The sequence below is a fragment of the Streptomyces sp. SLBN-31 genome, assembly GCF_006715395.1.
GTDB lineage: Bacteria > Actinomycetota > Actinomycetes > Streptomycetales > Streptomycetaceae > Streptomyces.
This window is the reverse complement of sequence record NZ_VFNC01000002.1, coordinates 2250846-2270385: the sequence shown is the minus strand read 5'-3', so window position 1 is coordinate 2270385 and position 19540 is coordinate 2250846. Positions and strand designations below refer to the sequence as shown.

At 69.9% G+C, this 19540-nt stretch carries 14 protein-coding genes and 1 tRNA gene; 6 read left to right on the top strand and 9 right to left on the bottom strand.

The features are described from left to right. The first annotated feature begins 142 nt into the window (after nt 1–142). The 6 genes from FBY22_RS30415 (at nt 143) to FBY22_RS30395 (ending at nt 7168) form a co-directional block, all read left to right on the top strand. Complete coding sequence (locus FBY22_RS30415; RefSeq protein WP_142151182.1) at nt 143–1570, top strand: hypothetical protein; 1428 nt, start codon at nt 143–145, stop codon at nt 1568–1570. 230 nt (nt 1571–1800) lie between these two features. Then, entirely contained in the window at nt 1801–3246 is a 1446-nt protein-coding gene (locus FBY22_RS30410) for an alkaline phosphatase PhoX (RefSeq protein ID WP_142151181.1), read from the top strand. Between the two features lie 59 nt (nt 3247–3305). Continuing rightward, nucleotides 3306–3375, top strand: a tRNA-Ile gene (locus tag FBY22_RS44020). 379 nt (nt 3376–3754) lie between these two features. Next, the gene (locus tag FBY22_RS30405; RefSeq protein WP_142151180.1) at nt 3755–5335 is read left to right on the top strand and encodes a TROVE domain-containing protein; all 1581 of its coding nucleotides are present in this window, start codon (nt 3755–3757) and stop codon (nt 5333–5335) included. Nucleotides 5336–5468: 133 nt separating this feature from the next. Next, nucleotides 5469–6122, top strand: coding sequence for a GntR family transcriptional regulator (locus tag FBY22_RS30400; RefSeq protein WP_142151179.1), 654 nt, complete (start codon nt 5469–5471; stop codon nt 6120–6122). Between the two features lie 23 nt (nt 6123–6145). Next, nucleotides 6146–7168 carry a 1-aminocyclopropane-1-carboxylate deaminase gene (locus FBY22_RS30395; protein ID WP_142151178.1) on the top strand — a complete coding sequence of 341 codons (1023 nt, stop codon included), beginning with the start codon at nt 6146–6148 and terminating at the stop codon, nt 7166–7168. Between the two features lie 85 nt (nt 7169–7253). On the opposite strand, the gene FBY22_RS30390 is transcribed toward FBY22_RS30395, so the two are convergent. From FBY22_RS30390 to FBY22_RS30350, 9 genes are all read right to left on the bottom strand, one after another. Next, nucleotides 7254–8579 carry a toll/interleukin-1 receptor domain-containing protein gene (locus tag FBY22_RS30390; RefSeq protein WP_142151177.1) on the bottom strand — a complete coding sequence of 442 codons (1326 nt, stop codon included), beginning with the start codon at nt 8577–8579 and terminating at the stop codon, nt 7254–7256. Nucleotides 8580–8701: 122 nt separating this feature from the next. Continuing rightward, a complete protein-coding gene (gene fxsT / locus FBY22_RS30385; RefSeq protein ID WP_160159939.1) occupies nt 8702–12019 on the bottom strand; it encodes an FxSxx-COOH system tetratricopeptide repeat protein in 3318 nt (1105 codons plus the stop codon). A gap of 74 nt (nt 12020–12093) precedes the next feature. Further along, nucleotides 12094–13266 carry a TerD family protein gene (locus tag FBY22_RS30380; RefSeq protein ID WP_142152566.1) on the bottom strand — a complete coding sequence of 391 codons (1173 nt, stop codon included), beginning with the start codon at nt 13264–13266 and terminating at the stop codon, nt 12094–12096. Between the two features lie 52 nt (nt 13267–13318). Beyond that, nucleotides 13319–14308: a zinc-dependent alcohol dehydrogenase family protein gene (locus FBY22_RS30375; protein ID WP_142151175.1), complete on the bottom strand. Its 990-nt coding sequence runs from the start codon at nt 14306–14308 to the stop codon at nt 13319–13321. Further along, a complete protein-coding gene (locus FBY22_RS30370; protein WP_142151174.1) occupies nt 14305–15153 on the bottom strand; it encodes a carbohydrate ABC transporter permease in 849 nt (282 codons plus the stop codon). The genes FBY22_RS30375 and FBY22_RS30370 overlap by 4 nt, the downstream gene beginning before the upstream one ends. Next, nucleotides 15150–16085 (bottom strand): carbohydrate ABC transporter permease, encoded by a 936-nt coding sequence (locus FBY22_RS30365; protein ID WP_142151173.1) that lies wholly within the window; start codon nt 16083–16085, stop codon nt 15150–15152. The genes FBY22_RS30370 and FBY22_RS30365 overlap by 4 nt, the downstream gene beginning before the upstream one ends. After that, nucleotides 16082–17455: a sugar ABC transporter substrate-binding protein gene (locus FBY22_RS30360; RefSeq protein WP_142151172.1), complete on the bottom strand. Its 1374-nt coding sequence runs from the start codon at nt 17453–17455 to the stop codon at nt 16082–16084. Before FBY22_RS30360 ends, FBY22_RS30365 begins: the two co-directional genes overlap by 4 nt. A gap of 78 nt (nt 17456–17533) precedes the next feature. Continuing rightward, nucleotides 17534–18313, bottom strand: coding sequence for a DeoR/GlpR family DNA-binding transcription regulator (locus FBY22_RS30355; protein WP_142151171.1), 780 nt, complete (start codon nt 18311–18313; stop codon nt 17534–17536). Between the two features lie 273 nt (nt 18314–18586). Further along, on the bottom strand, nt 18587–19396 hold the full coding sequence (locus FBY22_RS30350; protein WP_142151170.1) for an NAD(P)-dependent oxidoreductase: 810 nt from the start codon (nt 19394–19396) through the stop codon (nt 18587–18589). Nucleotides 19397–19540: the final 144 nt, after the last annotated feature.

The window sequence follows — 19540 nt, the reverse complement described above, 5'->3', positions numbered from 1 at the left end:
GTCAAGGTTTCGGCCATGTACGGGCCCCGACGAGGAGATGAACCGGGCGGCATAGGTGGATATCCGTCTAGGCTGAGCCACTGAGTCGTACGTCGTCCAGGTGGTCGTACGGTCTTCGAGGCGCCCGAGGAGAACCGAGCCGATGTCAGACAGCTCCCCCCTGCCGCCCGTGCGGCTGCACCCCGAAGCGGAGCTGGCGCGAGACGCGCTGTCCACGCCCCTGCTGTCCCGGGCCGCGAAGCTGGCTCGCTGGGCCGGCCCGGACACCCGGGTCGACGCCGGGGGAGAGCTCGTCGACGAGCAGGTGCCGGCCGCCGCCGAGGTGCTGGGCCTGAGCGGGGACGACGCCGCCGCCGACGCGAGCGAGGCCTGGCGGGCCGCCGTGGACACCGGGCTGGTGGAGATCACCGACGAGGACGCCGGCACCGTCACGGCCGGGCAGGAGCTGGCACTGCTCACCACCGGCTCCCCGCACGACGTGCTCGCCGTGTGGCAGGGCGCACTGGAGACGGTGCTCGCCGACGCGAGCGTCCCGGACATCGAGGGCCTGGAGGAGGCCCTGGCCGCCGACGGCGAACTCGACCTCTCCGAACTGGAGTGGGACCCGGAGGCGGAGGCCGAGTTCCTCGACGGCGTCCTCGGCAACCTCTACCTGCTCAGCGTCAGCGAGGACGGCCCCGGCGACTCGCCCGTGCCGCTGCCGGCGCTCGCCGCGTCGATGATCGTGCCCTCCGACATGGGGGAGCCCACCAACGACGTCCTGGAACAGGTCTCCGACGCGATGATGCGGCTCGACGACCAGTTCCGGCTGCTGGAGCCGGTCGGGCTCGTCGAGTACCAGCCCGTCGACGAGGCGCTGATGGCCGACGCCGACGAGGAGCCCGCCGCACCGGTCGACGACACGGACGTCTCCCGCTACGGCATGGTGCGGCTCACCCCGCTCGGGCTGTACGGGCTGCGGGCCCGCCTGCTGGAGGCCGGGTTCACCGCGCCGGCCGTGGGCGACCTCGCCGACAAGGGAGCCGACGCACTGCTGGACGGCACGGCGACCTTCCCCGCGGCAGCCGCGCAGGCCGAGACCGAGCAGTGGCTCGCCCGACGCGAACCTCTGGCCGCCGCACGCGAGTTGCTGACGGCCGCCCGTGGCGGCGACGCCGGCGCCCCCTTGCGGCGGCTGCGCTGCCAGCAGGCGCTGTCCCTGGTCGGCGTCGAGGCCGAGCCCGCGCTCCGGGAGGTCCTCGACGACGCCGAACTCGGTGGCCTGGCCCGCGTCTGGCTGGCCGAGCGGGGCGTGCCGGACGTGCCGGCCCCCTCCGAAGCGATGATCTTCTGGCTCACCATCGACACGGTCGCCGCCCAACTGGCAGCCGAGGGCAACTCCGAGGAACTGCGCGAACTGGTACAAGGGCTGGCCGCCCAGCACGGCGAGTTCTTCACCACGGCCTGGCGGGTGGACCACCCGGCCACCGCGGACGTACTGGAGGCGATGGGCCGGCTGCACCCGGACAAGCGGGTGGCGAAGGAAGCGCGGAAGGCGGCGTTCAAGGCGCGCTCCCAGCAAGCCGGCTGAGCGGCGTCGGCCCCCCACCCCGGGGCCGACCCCCGACCCCTGCGAGGGTTCCCGCGGCGGGCTGTCCGGATGCGGACTTTTGCTTCCCGCGGGCCGCCGTGTACGGATTCATGGAACTGCGTGCGGTGACGTCGCCCGGTGTTCAACTGCCGTTCAGGCGTGGGCGGGACGGTGTCGCCGACCCGAGGTCCGCCACCCTCCACGGCACACCCACCGTCACAGGAGACACCATGTCGCTCACCCGCAGGGACTTCGCCAGAAAATCCGCGATCACCGGTGCCGGTGTCGCGCTGGCGGGCAGCGTCGGCGCCCTCGCCACCGCCCCCAACGCCCTCGCGTCCACCGACACCGAGACCGCCGAGGAGGGGGTGCCACACGGCCACGGCGGCGTCGGATACGGGCCGCTCGTCTCCGACCCCGCCGGCATCCTCGCCCTGCCCGCCGGCTTCAAGTACCGGATCATCACCTACAGCGGCCGGACCAAGCTGGAGTCGGGAGAGTCCACCCCGTCCAACCACGACGGCACCTCCACCTTCGACGGCCCCCGCGGCGCGACCCTCCTCGTCAACAACCACGAACTCAAGGGCCCGCGCTCGAACTGGAAGTACCCCGTCCCGCTCACCGAGGGCCTGGTCTACGACCCCGCCGCCTCCGGTGGCTGCACGGTCGTCGAGGTCCGCCGCGACCACGTCGCCGAATGGGTCGGCATCGCCGGCACCTCCACCAACTGCGCGGGCGGCAACACCCCTTGGGGCACCTGGCTGACCTGCGAGGAGACCGAGGACAAGGCCGGCCAGAACGGCATGACCAAGGACCACGGCTACGTCTTCGAGGTCGACCCCGCCGACCGCCGGGCCAACCGCGACCCCAAGCCCATCAAGGCGCTGGGCCGTTACGCCCACGAGGCCGTCGTCGTGGACCCCCGGCGCGGCCACCTCTACCTCACCGAGGACGCCTCCGGCCCCAACGGCCTGCTCTACCGCTGGACCCCGCCCGCCGGCTTCCACCACGGCCGCGGCAGGCTGCGCACCCTCGCCGACGACGCGGGCGTCCTGCAGGCCTTCAAGTGCTTCGACTCCGGCGGCCGGTTCGTCGACGACCTCTCCCGCGCGACGAAGATCGGCACCGTCTACGGCGTCGACTGGGTGGACGTACCCGACCGTGACGCGAGGACCACCTCGGTCCGCAAGCAGTTCACCGAAGGACAGGTCACCCGCGCCCGCAAGCTGGAGGGTATGTGGTGGGGCGACGGCGGCACCTACATCGTCTCCTCCTACGCCCGTGACGAGAGCCCCGTCCAGCACGACGGCGCGGTCTGGTTCTACGACCCCAAGCGCCGCACCCTCACCCTCAAGGTCCTGCTCGGCGTCAACCCCGACCCGTCGAAGGAAGGCCGCTTCGACGGCCCCGACAACATCACCGTCTCCCCGTACGGCGGCCTCGTCATCGCCGAGGACGGCGAGGGCCTGCAGCACCTGTTCGGCGCCACCGACAGCGGCCGCACCTACCCCATCGCCCGCAACGAACTGAACATCGGCACCGAGGAGAAGCCGGAGTACAGCGAGTTCACCGGCGTCACCTTCTCACCCGACGGCGCCACCCTCTTCGCCAACATCCAGGACCCGGGCATCATGCTCGCCATCACGGGGCCCTGGAAGCGCCAGAAGCGCGGCTGAAATCCCTTCCCGAATTAATTCGTTCGCTCGCCCCGCGGCCCGCCTCCTAAAGTGATGAACGTCCAGGTGCGAAGGCAGGACCTACTTCCACTGATAATGGGGCGGTCGCGGGTTCGAGTCCCGCCACCGGCACAACGCGCCGGTGTAGCTCAGGGGTTGGAGCACCTACGTCGGTTCCGCCGACCTTGTTCTCTGGACACCACAACTTCATGCACCTCCCGGTGCGCAGGCTGCGGCTACTTCCCTTTCTCAGAGAATCAGTGCCGCCGCCGACCTTGATCTCGGGAGGCGCAGCTCATGGTGGGTGCCCGGTGCGCAGGCAGCGGATACTTCAGGGACCTAGTGCTCCAGGTGAGCGTGCGGGTTCGAATCCCGTCGCCGGCCCAGGGCCGGCGTGGCGGAAATGGAAGACGCGCCAGGACAAGGCCGTCGCCGGTTTCTGACCTCGGGCACCCTCCTTCTGCCGCGCCTCCCTCCGGAACGGAACCAGAATTCGGGGGAATTCACCATGGCGCGATTCAACACCAAGGGCGCGAAGGCGCAGCCCACTTCGCGCGTCACCTCCACGGGCCGAGTGCTCCGCACCTACGAGGGCGGCCGCGGCCGGGAGCGGGACGCGCGCTCCGAGCTCTTCCTGCTGGCCGTCGCGAATTTCGTGTCGCAGCAGACCTTCTACGAGACCGGTGCCGGCCGTGACGACCGCTTCGCGCGGCTCGTCCGCCGGCTCGCCGTCGAGGACCCGGCGTGGACGGCCGGCCTGCTCGGCTGGCTGCGCGGCGAGGGCAACCTCCGCACCGCCTCCGTCGTGGGCGCCGCCGAGTACGTGAAGGCGCGCCTGGACGCGGGCGCCACCGACGGCCCGTCCAACCGTCAGGTCGTGGCCTCCGTACTGCGCCGTCCCGACGAGCCCGGCGAGCTGCTCGGCTACTGGACGGCGATGTACGGCCGCAGCGTGCCCAAGCCCGTCAAGCGCGGTGTCGCTGACGCCGTACGACGTCTCTACAGCGGCAAGTCGCTGCTGAAGTACGACACCGCGTCCAAGGGATACCGCTTCGGCGACATCCTCAACCTGGTGCACGCGGCGCCCGACCCGGACAAGCCGTGGCAGGGCGCGCTGTTCCAGTACGCCCTCGACCGCCGGCACAACCCGGACACGGCGGTGCCGCCCGCGTCCGACCGTTTCCTGACCGCGCACCGCGAGCTGATGGCGCTGCCGGTGGCCGAGCGGCGTGCGGTCGTCACCGCACCCGACGGTGCCGAGCGGCTGGCCGCGGCCGGCATCACGTGGGAGGCGCTGGCGGGCTGGCTGCAGGGTCCGATGGACAAGGCGGCCTGGGAGGCTGTGATCCCGTCCATGGGCTCGATGGCGCTGGTGCGCAACCTGCGCAACTTCGACCAGGCCGGTGTGTCCGACGAGGTCGCGGCCCAGGTGGCGGCGAAGATCAGCGATCCGGCGGAGGTCGCGCGCTCGCGGCAGTTCCCGTTCCGGTACCTCGCCGCGTACCAGCACGCGCCGTCGCTGCGCTGGGCGTACCCGCTGGAGCGGGCGCTCGGTCACTCGCTGGCCAACGTGCCCGCGCTGCCGGGACGCACGCTGGTCCTGGTCGACCGTTCGGGTTCGATGTGGGCGCGGCTGTCGGACCGTTCGGAGCTCAACCGGGCGGACGCGGCGGCGATCTTCGGTACGGCGCTCGCGCTGCGGGCGCAGAAGGCGGACCTGGTCCAGTTCGGCACCACGAGCCGGCGGCTGTCCTTCCGCAAGGGGGAGTCGGTGCTGAAGATCCTGGAGCGTTTCGGCGACCTGGGCGGTACCGACACCACCGGGGCGGTCCGGGCCCACTACCGGGGCCAGGACCGGGTGCTGATCGTCACCGACGAGCAGTACGCCTTCAGCCACTACGGCGACCCGACCGAGCAGGTCCCGGCGAACGTGCCGGTCTACACCTGGAACCTGGCCGGGTACCGGGCGGGCCACGGCTCGTCGGGCAAGGCGAACCGGCACACCTTCGGCGGCCTGAGCGACGCGGCTTTCCGTATGGTGCCGCTGCTCGAGGCGGCCCGGGACGCCGACTGGCCCTGGGCCGTCTGAGCCACCCGATCGTGGCCCGCACTTCTACGGGGGGTGCGGGCCACACCTTTGCCCCGGCCTGACGCTTGCCCCGCCCTGCCCCTTGCCCCGACCGCCCTTGCCCCGCCCTCGACTGACATCTAACATTTCAGTTGTGGAAGCCATTCGGCCGGTCGGCCGCACCCTCCTCAGGGACCGTGCCTACGAGGCCATCCGGGACGCCATCGTGACCGGGGAGATCGAGCCCGGTGCCGTCGTGCGGGACGCCGAGCTCGCCGAGCGGCTCGGGCTGTCCCGGGCCCCGGTGCGGGAGGCGTTCTCGCGGCTGGTGGACGAGGGGCTGCTGGAGAGCAAGCCGCAGAGCTACACCCGGGTCACCCCGCTGGTCGCCGCCGATGTCCGGGACGCGGCCGCCGTGGTCGGCGCCATGCACGAGCTGGTCACCCGAACGGCCGTGCCCCGTCTCTTCGCCGCCGACGTCCAGGCGATGCGCACGGCCAACGAACGGTTCGCCGCGGCCGTCGGCGCGGGCGACGTCGACGGAGCCCTTTCGGCCGACGACGCCCTGCACGACGTCCTGGTCCGGGTCGCCGGCAACCGGGCGGCCGCCGCCACCATCGTCCGTTACACCCCTCTCGTCCGCCGCCTCGAACGCCGCCGCTTCGGCGAGAGCACCTGTCGTTCGGCCGGACTGCACGAGCAACTGATCGAGGCCTGCGCGTCCGGTGACGCGGAGGCGGCGGTGCGCGTCACCGCCGAGATCTGGCGCAGCCTCGCCGACCTCGTCGACCTGACCGAAGGCGACTGATCCCGACCCCTACGGGAGGACACGTGTCCCCGTCCCTCTCCTCGTACGACCGCTACCCCCTCCTCTTCGGCCCCTCCCCGGTGCATCCCCTCGAGCGCCTCACCGCCCACCTCGGCGGCGCCGCCCTCTGGGCGAAGCGCGAGGACTGCAACTCCGGGATCGCCTACGGCGGCAACAAGACCCGCAAGCTGGAGTACCTGGTCGCCGACGCGCTCGCCCAGGGCTGCGACACGCTGGTGTCGATCGGCGGTGTTCAGTCCAACCACACCCGCCAGGTGGCCGCCGTGGCCGCCCGGGCCGGGCTCAAGTGCGTGCTGATCCAGGAGAGTTGGGTGGACTGGCCCGACTCCGTCTACGACAAGGTCGGCAACATCCTCCTCAGCCGCCTCGCCGGGGCCGACGTCCGCCTGGTCCGGGCCGGCTTCGGCATCGGCTTCAAGGAGAGCTGGGAGCAGGCGCTCAGGGGGGTCGAGGAGTCCGGTGGGAAGCCGTACGCCATCCCGGCCGGCGCCTCCGACCATCCCCTCGGCGGCCTCGGCTTCGCCCGCTGGGCCCACGAAGTGGCCGAGCAGGAGCGCGAACTGGGCGTCTTCTTCGACACCGTCGTCGTCTGCTCGGTGACCGGCTCGACCCAGGCGGGCATGGCCGCCGGGTTCGCCGCCCTGGAGGAAGCCGGGGAGCGCCCCCGCCGGGTGATCGGCATCGACGCCTCGGCGAAGCCCGCCACCACCCGCGAGCAGATCGCCCGGATCGCCCGCAACACCGCTCAACTCATCGGCGTCAAGCGAGAGTTGACCGAGGTGGACGTGGAGCTCGACGAGCGGTACCACGCGGGGACGTACGGCATCCCCGACGACACCACCCTGGAGGCGATGCGCCTGGCGGCCCGCACGGAGGGAATGGTCACCGACCCCGTCTACGAGGGCAAGTCCATGGCAGGCATGATCGACCTGGTGTCCCGGTCCGAGATCACCCCCGACTCCACGGTCCTCTACGCCCACCTGGGCGGCCAGCCGGCCCTGAACGCGTACAGCGCGCTGTTCTAGACGACGAGGAACCCCTACAGATGCAGTCCGCCCCGGCCGTTTCGCACTCTGGGCGTTCAGTGCCTGCCGCTGACCAGTGGAGTGGCTACGTGGAATGACTCGGGGGAGCTACAGCGGTGTCCGGTGCTGTCGAAGGCAGGGAGCCGGACGTGATCTCCGCAACGCGGGTATTGATGAGCTTGCGTACCTCAAGGGTTTCGGGGGCGCCGTTGTCGAGGGCTTCGAGAGCGACGGCGAGGCGTTCATAACCGTTGTCCAGGCTCCTGGCGGCCAGGATGACTGAGAGGACCCAAGTACGTGTCTTGAAACGGGGGTTGGGGAGCTGGGATGCCTCTAGTCCGGTGGCTCGGAACCACACGTTCCGCAGGTCGTCATCGCGCAGCGACGTCGCCAGGGAGAGCTTGTCGGCGAGTTCTCTCTCGAACGGGCTCACCGCGTCCGACGGGAACCCCGGTTCGGGTCTGAGGGGCGTGGCGGCCGGCAGCGGAGAGTCCACGGCAGCGAGCATGATCTCCCGTACCGCGTCCGAGTCGGGGATGCCGTGCAGGGCCCTGCAGTCCTTGGGAAACAGCTCGGGAACGACCTCTTCGGGAACGTCCTCCACGAGCAGTGGGACAAGACGGGGCAGATCGTCGACGAGGTCGGCATCGTCGTAGATCTTCTCCAGGACTTCCTTGTTCGGACCCGGTTCGGCGAGGCTGTGCCGGGAGACGAGCATGACCACGCGGCGCGCACGCGCCAGCGAGTTCCTGAGCAGTTGCGTCGGCGCGCGGCTCAGGCACTCCGGCGGCAGCACGGCGACATCACGTCGCTCGGCCAAATGGACGTGCACCCACTCGCCCCAGGCGCGGTCCTCCGGGGAGTACGTCAGGACGACATCGACCGGCAGTGACGACTCCGGGCCGAACGCCGATCCCAGCCCGGCTGTTTCCTCCAACTGGAGGGGCGGCAGAGGATTGTCCTGGGCGTCGGCAATGACGTCGGCGATCTCCTGGACGATCTCCTGGTACTCCGGCGAGCCGGGATCCTGCTCCTCACGCGGTACGAGGTTGATCATTCCGCGCCGCTCGTAGACCGATCCCGGATCACGGCGGACATACTGGTACGCGGTGACTTCCTCCGGCCACGGCTGCCTGGGTTTCTGCCAACGGACACCGATCAGATAAGGGATCTTGGCGCCGGTGTTCAGCCGATACCGGCTGAGGCGGGCGGTGAAAACCGTCCACTCGTGGGCACACCAGTGGCTCTGAAAGTAGCTTGGTGAGTACAGGGCCAACATTGCTCGGGCAGTGCAGACGCCGTTCTCGACGACACGGTCCTCCCAGCGTTCACCTGGCCTGATGTCCCGGAAGTCCACAAAACCCTGTCCTGGTACCCCTTCTCCGAGGATCAGCCGGACCTCCTTCTCCACGTCCTCGTGGAAGCGTCTGACTCGAGCGAAGTTCGACTCGCTGTCTGAGTAGCCGGTGAAAAAGCGGTGCGGGAGAGGGCCGGGCGGACCTGCGGGGGGCTGGACCGCCGGTGGTGGGGCGCTCACCGCGCTTCCTGGACGCTTTTGATCTCGGCTACGACGTTGCGGACCTCGGTGGTTGCAAGACTGTCTCCCTCCACTACGGTCAGCGCGTCCACGAGATCGGTGAGTCCGTCCGGCCTGGACCGCAGAGTACGGACGAGTTCGAACAGCGCCGTTCGGGGCGATACCGACTCCCGGTTCGGTACTCCGACGAGATCCCAGAGGTCACCGCGGCTGTTCCGGTTCTGCAAAGCCGCCGAGCGGCTCAGGGCGTTGACGAGGCGGTGAGTCAGGAGGGCGTCGTCATTCTCCGCGGCGTCCAGAGCTCCTGGGAACACCGGAGGGCCGCTCGGGCCGGTCGGTTCCTCCAGAGCCACCTGGAGAACGTCGCGGGCCGCATCCGGATCGAGGTCGTAGAGGGCGGGAGTAGCCGTGTCGGTGAAGGAGCGCGGCAGTTGGGCGGGGTCAACGGGCTTCACGAAGAGCGGAATTACACGGTGCGGGTCGAGCCCATAGCCGCTGATCAGACGGCCCCACTTGGGTGAGTCGTCGGTTGACGGAGCCACCACGGCCAAGTATTCGGGGGACAACAGGGTGACGACGTGGTCGAACTCCTGGGAAGGCGGCCGTCCTAGGCGGGTGTCTTCGGCGGTGGTCCGGACCTCGTATCCCATGCGCTCCAACTCGAACCCGATCCAGTCCGCCCAGATGCGATCCACTTCGACGTGGCTGATCAGCACAGCACCTCGGTCCGACAGGGAGGCTGGTCGGCGGGAGGACCGGGATTCGGACGGCTGGGACGAACTCCCCTGAGGGTCCGGCTTGAGGATGTCGGCCGCGGCGCGGAGCGCTTCGTCGAAGAGGTGTGTGGTGACGAATTCGAGTGCTGGCGGGTCCTTCAGGAGACGCCGCCGCACTTGCGACGGTACATCGGCTTTCCGGGCGTACGCGGCCAATGCCGTCGTATCGGGGATGCCGCCCGTACGCTCACGGAGATCCAGGACGGTCAGAAGCGCTGAGGTGTGCAGTGACTCGATGTGTTCCGGGCCGAGCGTTCGCCACTGTTGGTGGAGGGTTTGCCGCAGCAGGTCCCGGGCGGTTTCCTCGCGGCCCGTACGCACGAGCGGAACGGCCCACAGGACAGCGGCGCGGAATCTGGCGGGGGAGACAGGGCCCAGTTCCGTCCCCAGCCTTTCGAAAACCTCCTCGCCGAGATCGCAAGCCTGCTCCAGCGCGCCGTGATCCACCAAGAGGGCGATCAGGCGCGCGCCTGTGCGGAGCGTGTCCACATGGTCCGGACCGAGCGTGCGTCGCTGTCGGGCGAGGACATCCTCGCCCAGACTCAGTCCCTCCGCGATCCTGCCGAGTGCGCGCAACGCAGTAAGCATGGTGGACGCCAACTCGAGCTGGGTGGGGTGGTCCGGCCCGAGGGTCGCCCGCAGCAAACCTCGGGTGTCCATGCCCAGCGCGAGGGCTTCGTCCCAGTTCTCCGATGCGACGAGCAGCCCGGTGAGTTGTGCCGCGGCGTTGAGGGCCACCGGTTTGACGGCGCTGGCTGTGGACCGCAGCCATGCAAGACGGATCCGCGCCAGCGGAAGCGCGGCATCTGGTTCTCCGGCCCTCCGCAAGCCGTCGATCAGATACGACGTGATCTCCATCGTGCTCGGGTCGTCAGCCCCGAGCAGAGCGGTCGCGGCGTTGCGCAGTTCCCTGAGTCTGGTCACAGCGGCCGGGGCATCACCGTTTTCCAGCAGACGGACACCCCCCTCACAGGCGGCCTCCAGACCCTCTGCGCGGGTCAGATCCTGCGGAGCGATGGTGAGTAGGTGGGGCAGCAGGAAGCCAGTCGTCTTCGGCGACGTACGCAAAGAAGGCAGCGCCGAGACCAGAAGGGCCTGAGCACCGAGAGCGGCGTCCGCGCGTTCGGCTGGAGTCAACTGATCACGTAGCAGGGACTGGACGGCCGCGTGGACGCGTACTGTGCTGTCGGCTGTCGAGGCGAGACCGAGCCGGTTGATAGTGGAAAGGGTCGCTGTCCGTGCCCTGCCGTCTTCAAGTAGTTCGACGAGGGGTTCGGGAGTCCAGTCTGGGATGCGGACGCAGTCCCGCAGCCGGAAGGGCACAGGTGCGAGAAGAGAGCACGCGGATAGAAGAGCGACGGCTCTGGGGTTGCGCTCCGAGAGTTCGGAGAGGCCGATGCGCACCGTATTCGCGAGACTGTGGCGTGGCCTTGCGACAGGACCGTCCGTCGGCAGAGCCCGACTGTAAGCGGCGACGGAACCACCGCTGTTGATGACTCCGGCCACCACACCCACTGCCAACGGGATGTCGCCCCCGGCGGCCACGGAGCGAGCGCCCTCCGCGCTCACCGTGGGCGCCAGATCGCGCAGCAGGGCCATGGATTCCTCGGAACTTAGCGGGCCCACCTCGATTGGCTGCCAGGAGGCGGCCCACTGCCGCTCGGAGGAGATGAGCAGGATCTGTCCGGTGCCGGCGTCCCGCAGCAGTCGGTCCGCGAGGGCGGCGTCCGGCTCCTCGTGCACGTCGTCGAAGATCAGCAACCAGCGGTTGCGGGTCCTCAGCTCGGCGATCAAGTCCGTGACCTTGTGCATGAGCGGCCCGTCCGATTCGGCGGCCCCAAGACGTACCGCGAGGTCGGCGAGCTGAATCACGGCAGCGTGCCCGCCCGGCGCGATCCACCACACGAGTTCGTACTCGCCCGCGAATCGCTGGGCGTACTCGATGGCCAATTGCGTCTTGCCCGCCCCCGGCTCCCCCACCAGCACGGCGCGGGAGCTCTCGGTGAGCGTCGCTCTGAGATCCTTCAGCAACTCGACGCGGCCCACGAAACGCGCGGCGCGCTCCGGCACCCGCCACAGCCGAGGCCGGCTGCCCGGCAACCGGGGGCTGGTCGCACCGAAGCGTCGCAGCCGTCCTCGGGTCTGCAGAGGCCCGGGGGCGACAGCGGACAGCAGGGCCTGACGCGCGGCCAGCTCGTCGAGAGTACCGAGTTGGAGATACTGCCGGTCACTGATGTCGTCCAGGCCGGGAGGAGGGGAGGCGCCGCTCACCAGGACGGGGATCACACTGGTCCCTGCGGCGGAGGCAGCCGCCAGTTCCTCACGGGCATGACCGCTGTATGCGAATGACGCCGAGATCAGCACCAATACCAACTCGGCCCTGCCCAGCGCATCCGCCGTCACGGCCTGCCAGTCGTCTCCCGGGCGCAGTTCCCATACGTCCAGCCAGACCTCCTGCCCGGCGTCCTGGAGTTGCCACCCGATCCACTCGGCCCAGGCTTGGTCGTCGCGCGCATAACTGATGAAGCACAAGGCCATACGCCTGCCCCCCGGGTTCACACCTTCCTCGTGCAGATTACGCGCGATCAAGACCCGGGGGAGGGTTTCTCCGTCTACAGCGCCTCGGCCGAGGGCTTCACCATCCCCCTCACCGTGCGGGCCTTCACGAAGTCGCCCATGGCCGTCATTTCCCATTCGCCGGAGTACTGGCGGATGAGCTTGGCCATCATCACGCCCGTCTGGGGTTCGGCGTTGGTGAGGTCGAAGCGGACCAGTTCCTCGCCGGTGGTGGCGTCCAGGAGTCGGCAGTAGGCCTTGGCGACCTCGGTGAACTTCTGGCCGGAGAAGGAGTTGACCGTGAAGACCAGGCCGGTGGCCTCCTGGGGGATGCGGCCGAGGTCGACCGCGATCACCTCGTCGTCGCCGCCGCCCTCGCCGGTGAGGTTGTCCCCGGAGTGCTTGATCGCGCCGTTCAGGATCGACAGCTTGCCGAAGTAGCAGCTGTCGATGTGGTTGCGCTGCGGGCCGTAGGCGATGACCGACGCGTCCAGGTCGATGTTCTTGCCTCGGTACGCGGGCTCCCAGCCGAGGCCCATCTTGACCTGCGAGAGCAGCGGCCGGCCGCCCTTGACCAGGGAGACGGTCTGGTTCTTCTGCAGGCTGACGCGGCCCTTGTCGAGGTTGATCTTCCCCGCGCCCGGCGCCGGGGCGGGCGGGGCGGCCGGGGGAGGCGGGGCCGCCACCGCCGGCTGCGGGGTGGACATGGGCGGAGCGGTGGGTGTGGCAGCGGCCGGTTCCTCCACCGTGACGCCGAAGTCGGTGGCGATGCCCGCCAGTCCGTTGGCGTATCCCTGGCCGACGGCGCGGGCCTTCCACTGGCCGTTGCGCAGATAGATCTCGACGACCACCAGGGCGGTCTCGGCGCCGAGCTGCGGGGGTGTGAACGTGGCCAGGGCCGCGCCGCTGTCGGCGTCCCGGATCGTGGCCGTCGGCTCGATGCCCTGGAAGGTCTGGCCCGCGGCGTCGGGGCTCGCGGTGACGACGATCTTCTCGATGCCGGGCGGGACGGCGGCGGTGTCGACGGTGATCGCGTCCGGGGACGTACCGCCGCCGGACCGGTACGTCACGCCCGGTCCGGCCGGCTGGTTGTAGAAGATGAAGTCGTCGTCGGAGCGCACCTTGCCGTCTCCGGTGAGCAGCAGGCCCGACACGTCGAGCCGCACGGGGGCGGCGACGTCCACCGCCACGCGTGAGACGGACAGAGGGATGTTCGAGCCCGGGGTCATAGCTGTCATGACCGGTGAACGAGCGTAACGGCTTTACCGTTCCCTTAAACTTCTACGGCACCACGACGATCTTCCGTCCGACTCCGGCGGCGAACTGCTCCAGCGCCTGCGGGTACCGCTCCAGCGGGATGCGGTCGCTGATGAAGACGTCGGGGTCGAGGACGCCGTTCCCGAACAGTTCCGCCGCCCGCTCGAAGCTGTGCAGGACCGCCATGGAGCCGGTGATCGTGATCTCCTGGTTGTAGATGCGGTACGGGTCGATCGTCACCCGGGTCGCGTAGTCCGCCACCCCGAACTGCAGGAACGTCCCGGCCTTGGCCACCCGCTCCAGGCCGTCCTGGATGGCCGCCGCGTTGCCCGTCGCGTCGATCACCAGGTCCCAGCCCTGCGGACGGTCCAGCTCGTCCGGGTTCGCGGCGGACGCCGACACCCCGAGGCGCCGCGCGGTCTCCAGCCGCTCCGCGTTCAGGTCGACCACGTCGACGCTCGCCGCGCCGGTCCGCTTGGCGAGTTCCAGCATCATCAGGCCCATCGTGCCCGAGCCGTAGATCAGGACGTGTGCGCCCAGGCGGGAGCGCAGGACGTCGTAGCCGCGGATCGCGCAGGACAGCGGCTCGACCAGGGCGGCGTCCTGGGTGCGTATGTGTTCGGGCAGCTTCACGCAGTTCGCGACCGGTGCGACGGCGTACTGGGCGGCGCCGCCCCCGGTGGTGACGCCGATGGCGGCCCACCGCTCGCAGAGGTTGCTGTGACCCGTACGGCAGTACCGGCACTCGTGGCAGTACAGCGACGGATCGACCGCCACCCGGTCGCCGACCGCGACCTCCGTGACCTGGGTGCCGACGCCGACGACCTCGCCCGCGAACTCGTGCCCCGGCACGATCGGCAGCTTGGGGGCGAACTCGCCCTGGAGGATGTGCAGGTCGGTGCCGCACAGGCCGCAGGCGGCCACTTCGACGACGACCTCGCGGGGGCCGGGGGTCGGGTCCGGGACCTCGGTGACGACGGCGCGGCCCACGGACTCGATGACGGCGGCCTTCATTTGACGGCTCCAAGCGACAGGCCCTGGACCAGCTTGTCCTGGGCGGCGAACCCCGCGGCGAGCACCGGCAGGGAGATGACGAGGGACGCGGCGCACACCTTCGCCAGGAACAGGCCTTGGCTGGTGATGAAGCCGGTCAGGAACACGGGGGCGGTCTCGGCGACCACGCCGGTCAGGACCCGGGCGAAGAGCAGTTCGTTCCAGCTGAAGATGAAGCAGATCAGGGCGGTCGCGGCGATGCCCGGAAGGGCGATCGGGGCGACCACGCGCGCGAGGATCGTCGGCAGCCGGGCGCCGTCGATCTGCGCGGCCTCGATCACCGCCACCGGCACCTCGGCCAGGAACGACTGCATCATCCACACCGCGATCGGCAGGTTCATGGCGGTGTAGAGCAGGACCAGCAGCCAGATGTTGTCCAGAAGTCCGGCGTTCTTGGCGAACAGGTAGATCGGCAGCAGGCCGGCCACCGCGGGCATCATCTTCGTCGACAGGAAGAAGAACAGGACGTCCGTCCACTTCTTCACCGGCCGCACGGACAGCGCGTACGCGGCCGGCAGGGCGAGGAACAGCACGCACAGCGTCGACGCCACCGACGCCACGGTCGAGTTGATCAGCGCCGGCCAGGGGCTCGCGCCGCCGCCGGTGCCGAAGAACTCGCGGTAGCCGTCCAGGGTGAGGGCGGCCGCGAAGGACGGCGGGTTGGTCGCCGCGTCCGACTCGGAGTGGAAGGAGGTCAGCGCCATCCACGCGATGGGCAGGAAGAACGCGATCCCGACCAGCCAGGCCAGCAGGCCCAGGCCGGCTCCCCGGCGGCGCGGGCGGGTTTTTACGGCGACGGTGCTCATGCGCGGGACACCTCCTGGAACAGGGACGACACCACGCGCAGCGCGAAGGTGGCGATGACGATCGAGCCGATGACCACCAGGACGCCCGCGGCGGAGGCGAGGCCGTTCTCGTGGGCCTGGTAGAAGCTCTGGTAGACGGTGTAGGGGAGGTTGGCGGTGCCCAGGCCGCCCGAGGTGATCGTGAAGACGGCGTCGAAGTTCTGGACGATGTAGATCGAGCCGAGGAGCGCGCCGAGTTCGAGGTAGCGGCGCAGGTGCGGCAGTGTCAGGTGGCGGAAGATCTGCCAGTCGCTCGCGCCGTCGACGCGGGCCGCCTCGATCTGCTGGTGGTCGCGGCTCTGCAGACCGGCCAGCAGGATCAGCATCATGAACGGCGTCCACTGCCAGACGAGCGAGGCCTCCACCGCCATCAGCGGGGTACGGGAGATCCAGTCCGGCTGGGGGCCACCGACGTAGTGCAACAGGCCGTTGAACAGGCCGTATTCGGGGTTGTAGAGCACGTGCTTCCACAGCAGGGCCGCGGCCACCGGGACCACCAGGAAGGGGGCGATCAGCAGGGTGCGGACCACCCCGCGGCCCTTGAACCTGCGGTCCAGGAGCAGGGCCAGCAGCAGGCCCAGGACCAGGCTGACCAGGACCACGGTGACGGTCAGCAGGACGGTCGTCCACACCGAGTGGCGCAGGTCGGCGTCGGTGAGGACCTGCCGGTAGTTGTCGAGGCCGGTGAAGTGACGGGCCTTCGGGTAGAGGGCGTTCCAGTCGAAGAACGAGATCACCAGCGTGGCCACGAAGGGGAGCTGGGTCACCGCGATCATGAACACCAGGGCGGGCAGCAGCGGGGCGCGGGTGACCCAGGCGCGCAGCCGGGTCGACGGTGCGCCCTGGGCGCGTAGGGGAGTTGCGGCGATCGGCGCGGTCGTCGTGGCGGTCATCGTCCCTCGTACTCCTTCGAGATCTTCTCGGCGAGCTGCTGGGACCTCTTCAGCGCCGAGTCGACGGACTGGCGTCCGGCGATGGCGGCACTGATCTCCTGGGAGACCTTGGTGCCGAGATCGGTGAACTCGGGGATGCCGACGAACTGGATGCCGGGCGCGGGGCGCGGCTGCACCCCCGGGTCGTTGGGCCGGGCGCCCTCGATGGCCTCCTTGGTCATCTCCTGGAAGGCGGCGGCCGACCTGACGTACTCGGCGTTGGTGTAGGTCGAGGCGCGTTTGCCGGCCGGCACATTGGGCCAGCCGCTGGTCTCGCCGACCAGCTGCTCGTAGCCCTTGCCGGACGCCCAGGAGACGAACTTCCAGGCCTTGTCGGGGTTGCGGGAGGCCTTCTGGATGCCCCAGGCCCAGGTGTAGAGCCAGCCGGAGCCGGCGGTCCTCTCCACGGGGGCGGGCGCGTAGCCGAGCTTGCCCTTCACGGGTGAGCCCTCGGCCTCCAGGGAGCCGGCCGCGGACGTGGCGTCGTACCACATGGCGACCTTGCCCTGGGTCATGTTGTTCAGGCACTCGGCGAAGCCGGACTGGGCGGCGCCGGACTCGCCGTGCCGGCGCACGAGGTCGACGTAGAACTTCGTCGCCTTCTCGAAGGCGGGGGAGTCCAGTTCCGCCTTCCAGTCCTTGGTGAACCAGGTGCCGCCGAAGGTGTTGACGACGGTGGTGAGCGGTGCCATCACCTCGCCCCAGCCGGGCAGTCCGCGCAGGCAGATGCCCTTCATGCCGGGCCGCGCGCCGTCCGCCCTCGCGGCGAGGTCTGCCACCTGTGTCCAGGTGGGGTGGGCGGGCATGGTGAGGCCCTTCGCGGCGAAGACGTCCTTGCGGTACATCAGGAACGACGACTCGCCGTAGAAGGGCTGCCCGTAGAGCTTGCCGTCGTCGGCCGTCAGGGACTGGCGCATCGGCTTGAGGACGTCCTGCTCGTCGTAGGAGGGGTCCTTGGCCACGTACGAGTTCATCTCGTGCAGCCAGCCGTTCCGGGCGTAGATGGGGATCTCGTAGTTGGAGAGCGTGGCCACGTCGTACTGGCCGGCCTGGTTGGCGAAGTCCTGGCTGATCTTGTCGCGGACGTCGTTCTCCGGCAGGACGGTGAAGTTGACCTTGATGCCGGTCTCCGCGGTGAAGTGCGCCTTGGTCAGTTTCTGCAGCTCCACCATCTGCGGGTTGTTCACCATCAGGACGTTGATGGAGTCGCCGCCGGAACCGGACCCGCCCGCCCCGGCCCAGCAGCCGGAGAGCAGCGGGGCGAGCAGCGTCCCTGCGGCGGCCAGGGCGAGCGTGGCTCGCGGGGGCCGTCGTCGGCTCGGGGTTCGCATGGATCGCTCCTGGACATAGGGGGTATAAGGGGCGCCGTTCGGCACGGCGTTCCCCGGTGTCGCACAAAGGCCGGACAGTCAGACGCGGATGACCTGTGGTCCCAGCAGGGAGTACCGGTGGGCCTCGGCGGACGGCAGCAGGGTGCTGGTGACGATCGTCTCCAGCGCGCCGATCTCCGCGAACCGGCAGAAGCTGACCGCGCCGAACTTGGTGTGCACGCCGGCGAACACCGTGCGGCGCGCGGCCCGCATCGCCTGCGCCTTGACCTCGCTGACGGCCGGGTCGGGAGTGGTCAGGCCGTGTTCGCGGGAGATGCCGTTGGCGCCGATGTAGGCCAGGTCGAGGACGAAGCCGGCCAGCATCTTTGTCGTCCAGTGGTCGACGGTCGCCAGGGTGCCGGGGCGGACCCGGCCGCCGAGCAGCAGGACGGAGGTGTTCTCCGCCTCCGCGAGGGCTCCGGCGACGGGCAGGGACGCGGTGACCACGGTGAGTGCCCGGTCCCTCGGCAGTGCCTCGGCGATGAGCTGCGGGGTGAAGCCCTCGTCGACGAACACGGTCTCGGCGTCCCCGAGCAGCTCGGCCGCGGCGGCCGCGATCCTGCGCTTCTCGGGCACATGGCTGGTGGCCCGGAACGCGAGCGTCGTCTCGAAGCCGGCGCTCTCCACGGGGTAGGCCCCGCCATGGGTGCGGCGGATCAGGCCGTGGTCCTCCAGGGCGCGCAGGTCCCGTCGTACGGTCTCCTTGGCCACGCCCAGCTGGGCGGCGAGCGCCGTGACGTCGACCGAGCCGGTGGCGCGCGCGGCCCGCACGATCTCGCGCTGGCGCTCCTCCGCCGTCCTCGCGGTGTTCGCCGTCATCGCCGTCACCTGCTTCCCTGCCGTGCGCGGGCTGACCGTTCGGGCCCGGTGGGACCCATGCAGGAAGTTCTACAGCCGGTGCTCGGCGCTGACCAGGCCTGTTGCCGGCCCGATGCTGCCCGTGTGTGCCCGTTCACGCAAACGGAGCGTCCGCCTCGGACCTGCGCGGCTGTGCACGCGCGCGTGGGAGCGGGCAACGTCCGTGCCCGAATACGGCGGCGGGCGGGCCCGTTAGGTGCCCGCCCGCCGCGCGAACGATCTGTTCCTGTCGGCTCAGTACGGCCAGATCGGCGGGTCGCTGACGAAGGCGCCGCCCAGGTACGCGTGCGCGATGTTGTCCGGTTCCAGCTCGCCCTGCTCGGCGATCAGCTTCTCCGCGAACTCCTCCGAGTCGTCCTGCGGCTCGTAGCCGAGCGCGCGGGCGGTCGACAGGTCCCACCACAGGCGGGTGTTGGCGGAGGAGCCGTAGACGACCGTGTGCCCGACGTTCTCGGCGGACAGGGCCGCGTGGAAGAGGCGGGCGCCGTCGGCCGGGCTCATCCACACCGACAGCATGCGCACGCTGGTCGGCTCCGGGAAGCAGGAGCCGATGCGGACGGACACCGTCTCCAGGCCGTACTTGTCCCAGTACAGCTGCGCGAGGTCCTCGCCGAAGCACTTGGACAGGCCGTAGAAGGTGTCCGGGCGGCGCGGGGTGTCGATCGGGATCAGCGGGTCGTCGCCCTGCGGGCGCGGGGTGAAGCCGACCGCGTGGTTGGAGGAGGCGAACACGATGCGGGCCACGCCCTCCTCGCGGGCGGCCTCGTACAGGTTGTAGGTGCCCTCGATGTTCGCCTTCAGGATCTGCTCGAACGGGGCTTCCAGGGAGATGCCCGCGAGGTGGATGATCGCGTCGACGCCCCGGACGGCCTCGCGCAGGGCGGCTCGGTCGGAGAGGTCGACGGTGACCGCGTCGGGGTCGCCCTCGATCGGGCGTACGTCGAGGAGGCGCAGTTCGTAGCCGAAGGCCGGGAGCAGGTTCCGCATCAGGGTGCCGACCCCACCGGCGGCGCCGGTGAGCAGAACGGTGCGGGGAGCGGGCATCCTCGGTCTCCTTGGGGCACATGTGTGGACGGTATTCACATTCATGGACACGCTAGGGAGCGGTGCCACGCTCCGTCAAGTGTCCCGCGCGGCCGCCGGATTCACCTCTTTTCCGCTGACTTTCGGTCGTCATCGCGCCGAATC

Coding starts and splice junctions, on each gene's coding strand:
- FBY22_RS30415 (WP_142151182.1), top strand. CDS start 143: ATGTCAGACAGCTCCCCCCTGCCGCCCGTGCGGCTGCACCCCGAAGCG.
- FBY22_RS30410 (WP_142151181.1), top strand. CDS start 1,801: ATGTCGCTCACCCGCAGGGACTTCGCCAGAAAATCCGCGATCACCGGT.
- FBY22_RS30405 (WP_142151180.1), top strand. CDS start 3,755: ATGGCGCGATTCAACACCAAGGGCGCGAAGGCGCAGCCCACTTCGCGC.
- fxsT (WP_160159939.1), bottom strand. CDS start 12,019: ATGGCCTTGTGCTTCATCAGTTATGCGCGCGACGACCAAGCCTGGGCC.
- FBY22_RS30380 (WP_142152566.1), bottom strand. CDS start 13,266: ATGACCCCGGGCTCGAACATCCCTCTGTCCGTCTCACGCGTGGCGGTG.
- FBY22_RS30375 (WP_142151175.1), bottom strand. CDS start 14,308: ATGAAGGCCGCCGTCATCGAGTCCGTGGGCCGCGCCGTCGTCACCGAG.
- FBY22_RS30370 (WP_142151174.1), bottom strand. CDS start 15,153: ATGAGCACCGTCGCCGTAAAAACCCGCCCGCGCCGCCGGGGAGCCGGC.
- FBY22_RS30365 (WP_142151173.1), bottom strand. CDS start 16,085: ATGACCGCCACGACGACCGCGCCGATCGCCGCAACTCCCCTACGCGCC.
- FBY22_RS30360 (WP_142151172.1), bottom strand. CDS start 17,455: ATGCGAACCCCGAGCCGACGACGGCCCCCGCGAGCCACGCTCGCCCTG.
- FBY22_RS30355 (WP_142151171.1), bottom strand. CDS start 18,313: ATGACGGCGAACACCGCGAGGACGGCGGAGGAGCGCCAGCGCGAGATC.
- FBY22_RS30350 (WP_142151170.1), bottom strand. CDS start 19,396: ATGCCCGCTCCCCGCACCGTTCTGCTCACCGGCGCCGCCGGTGGGGTC.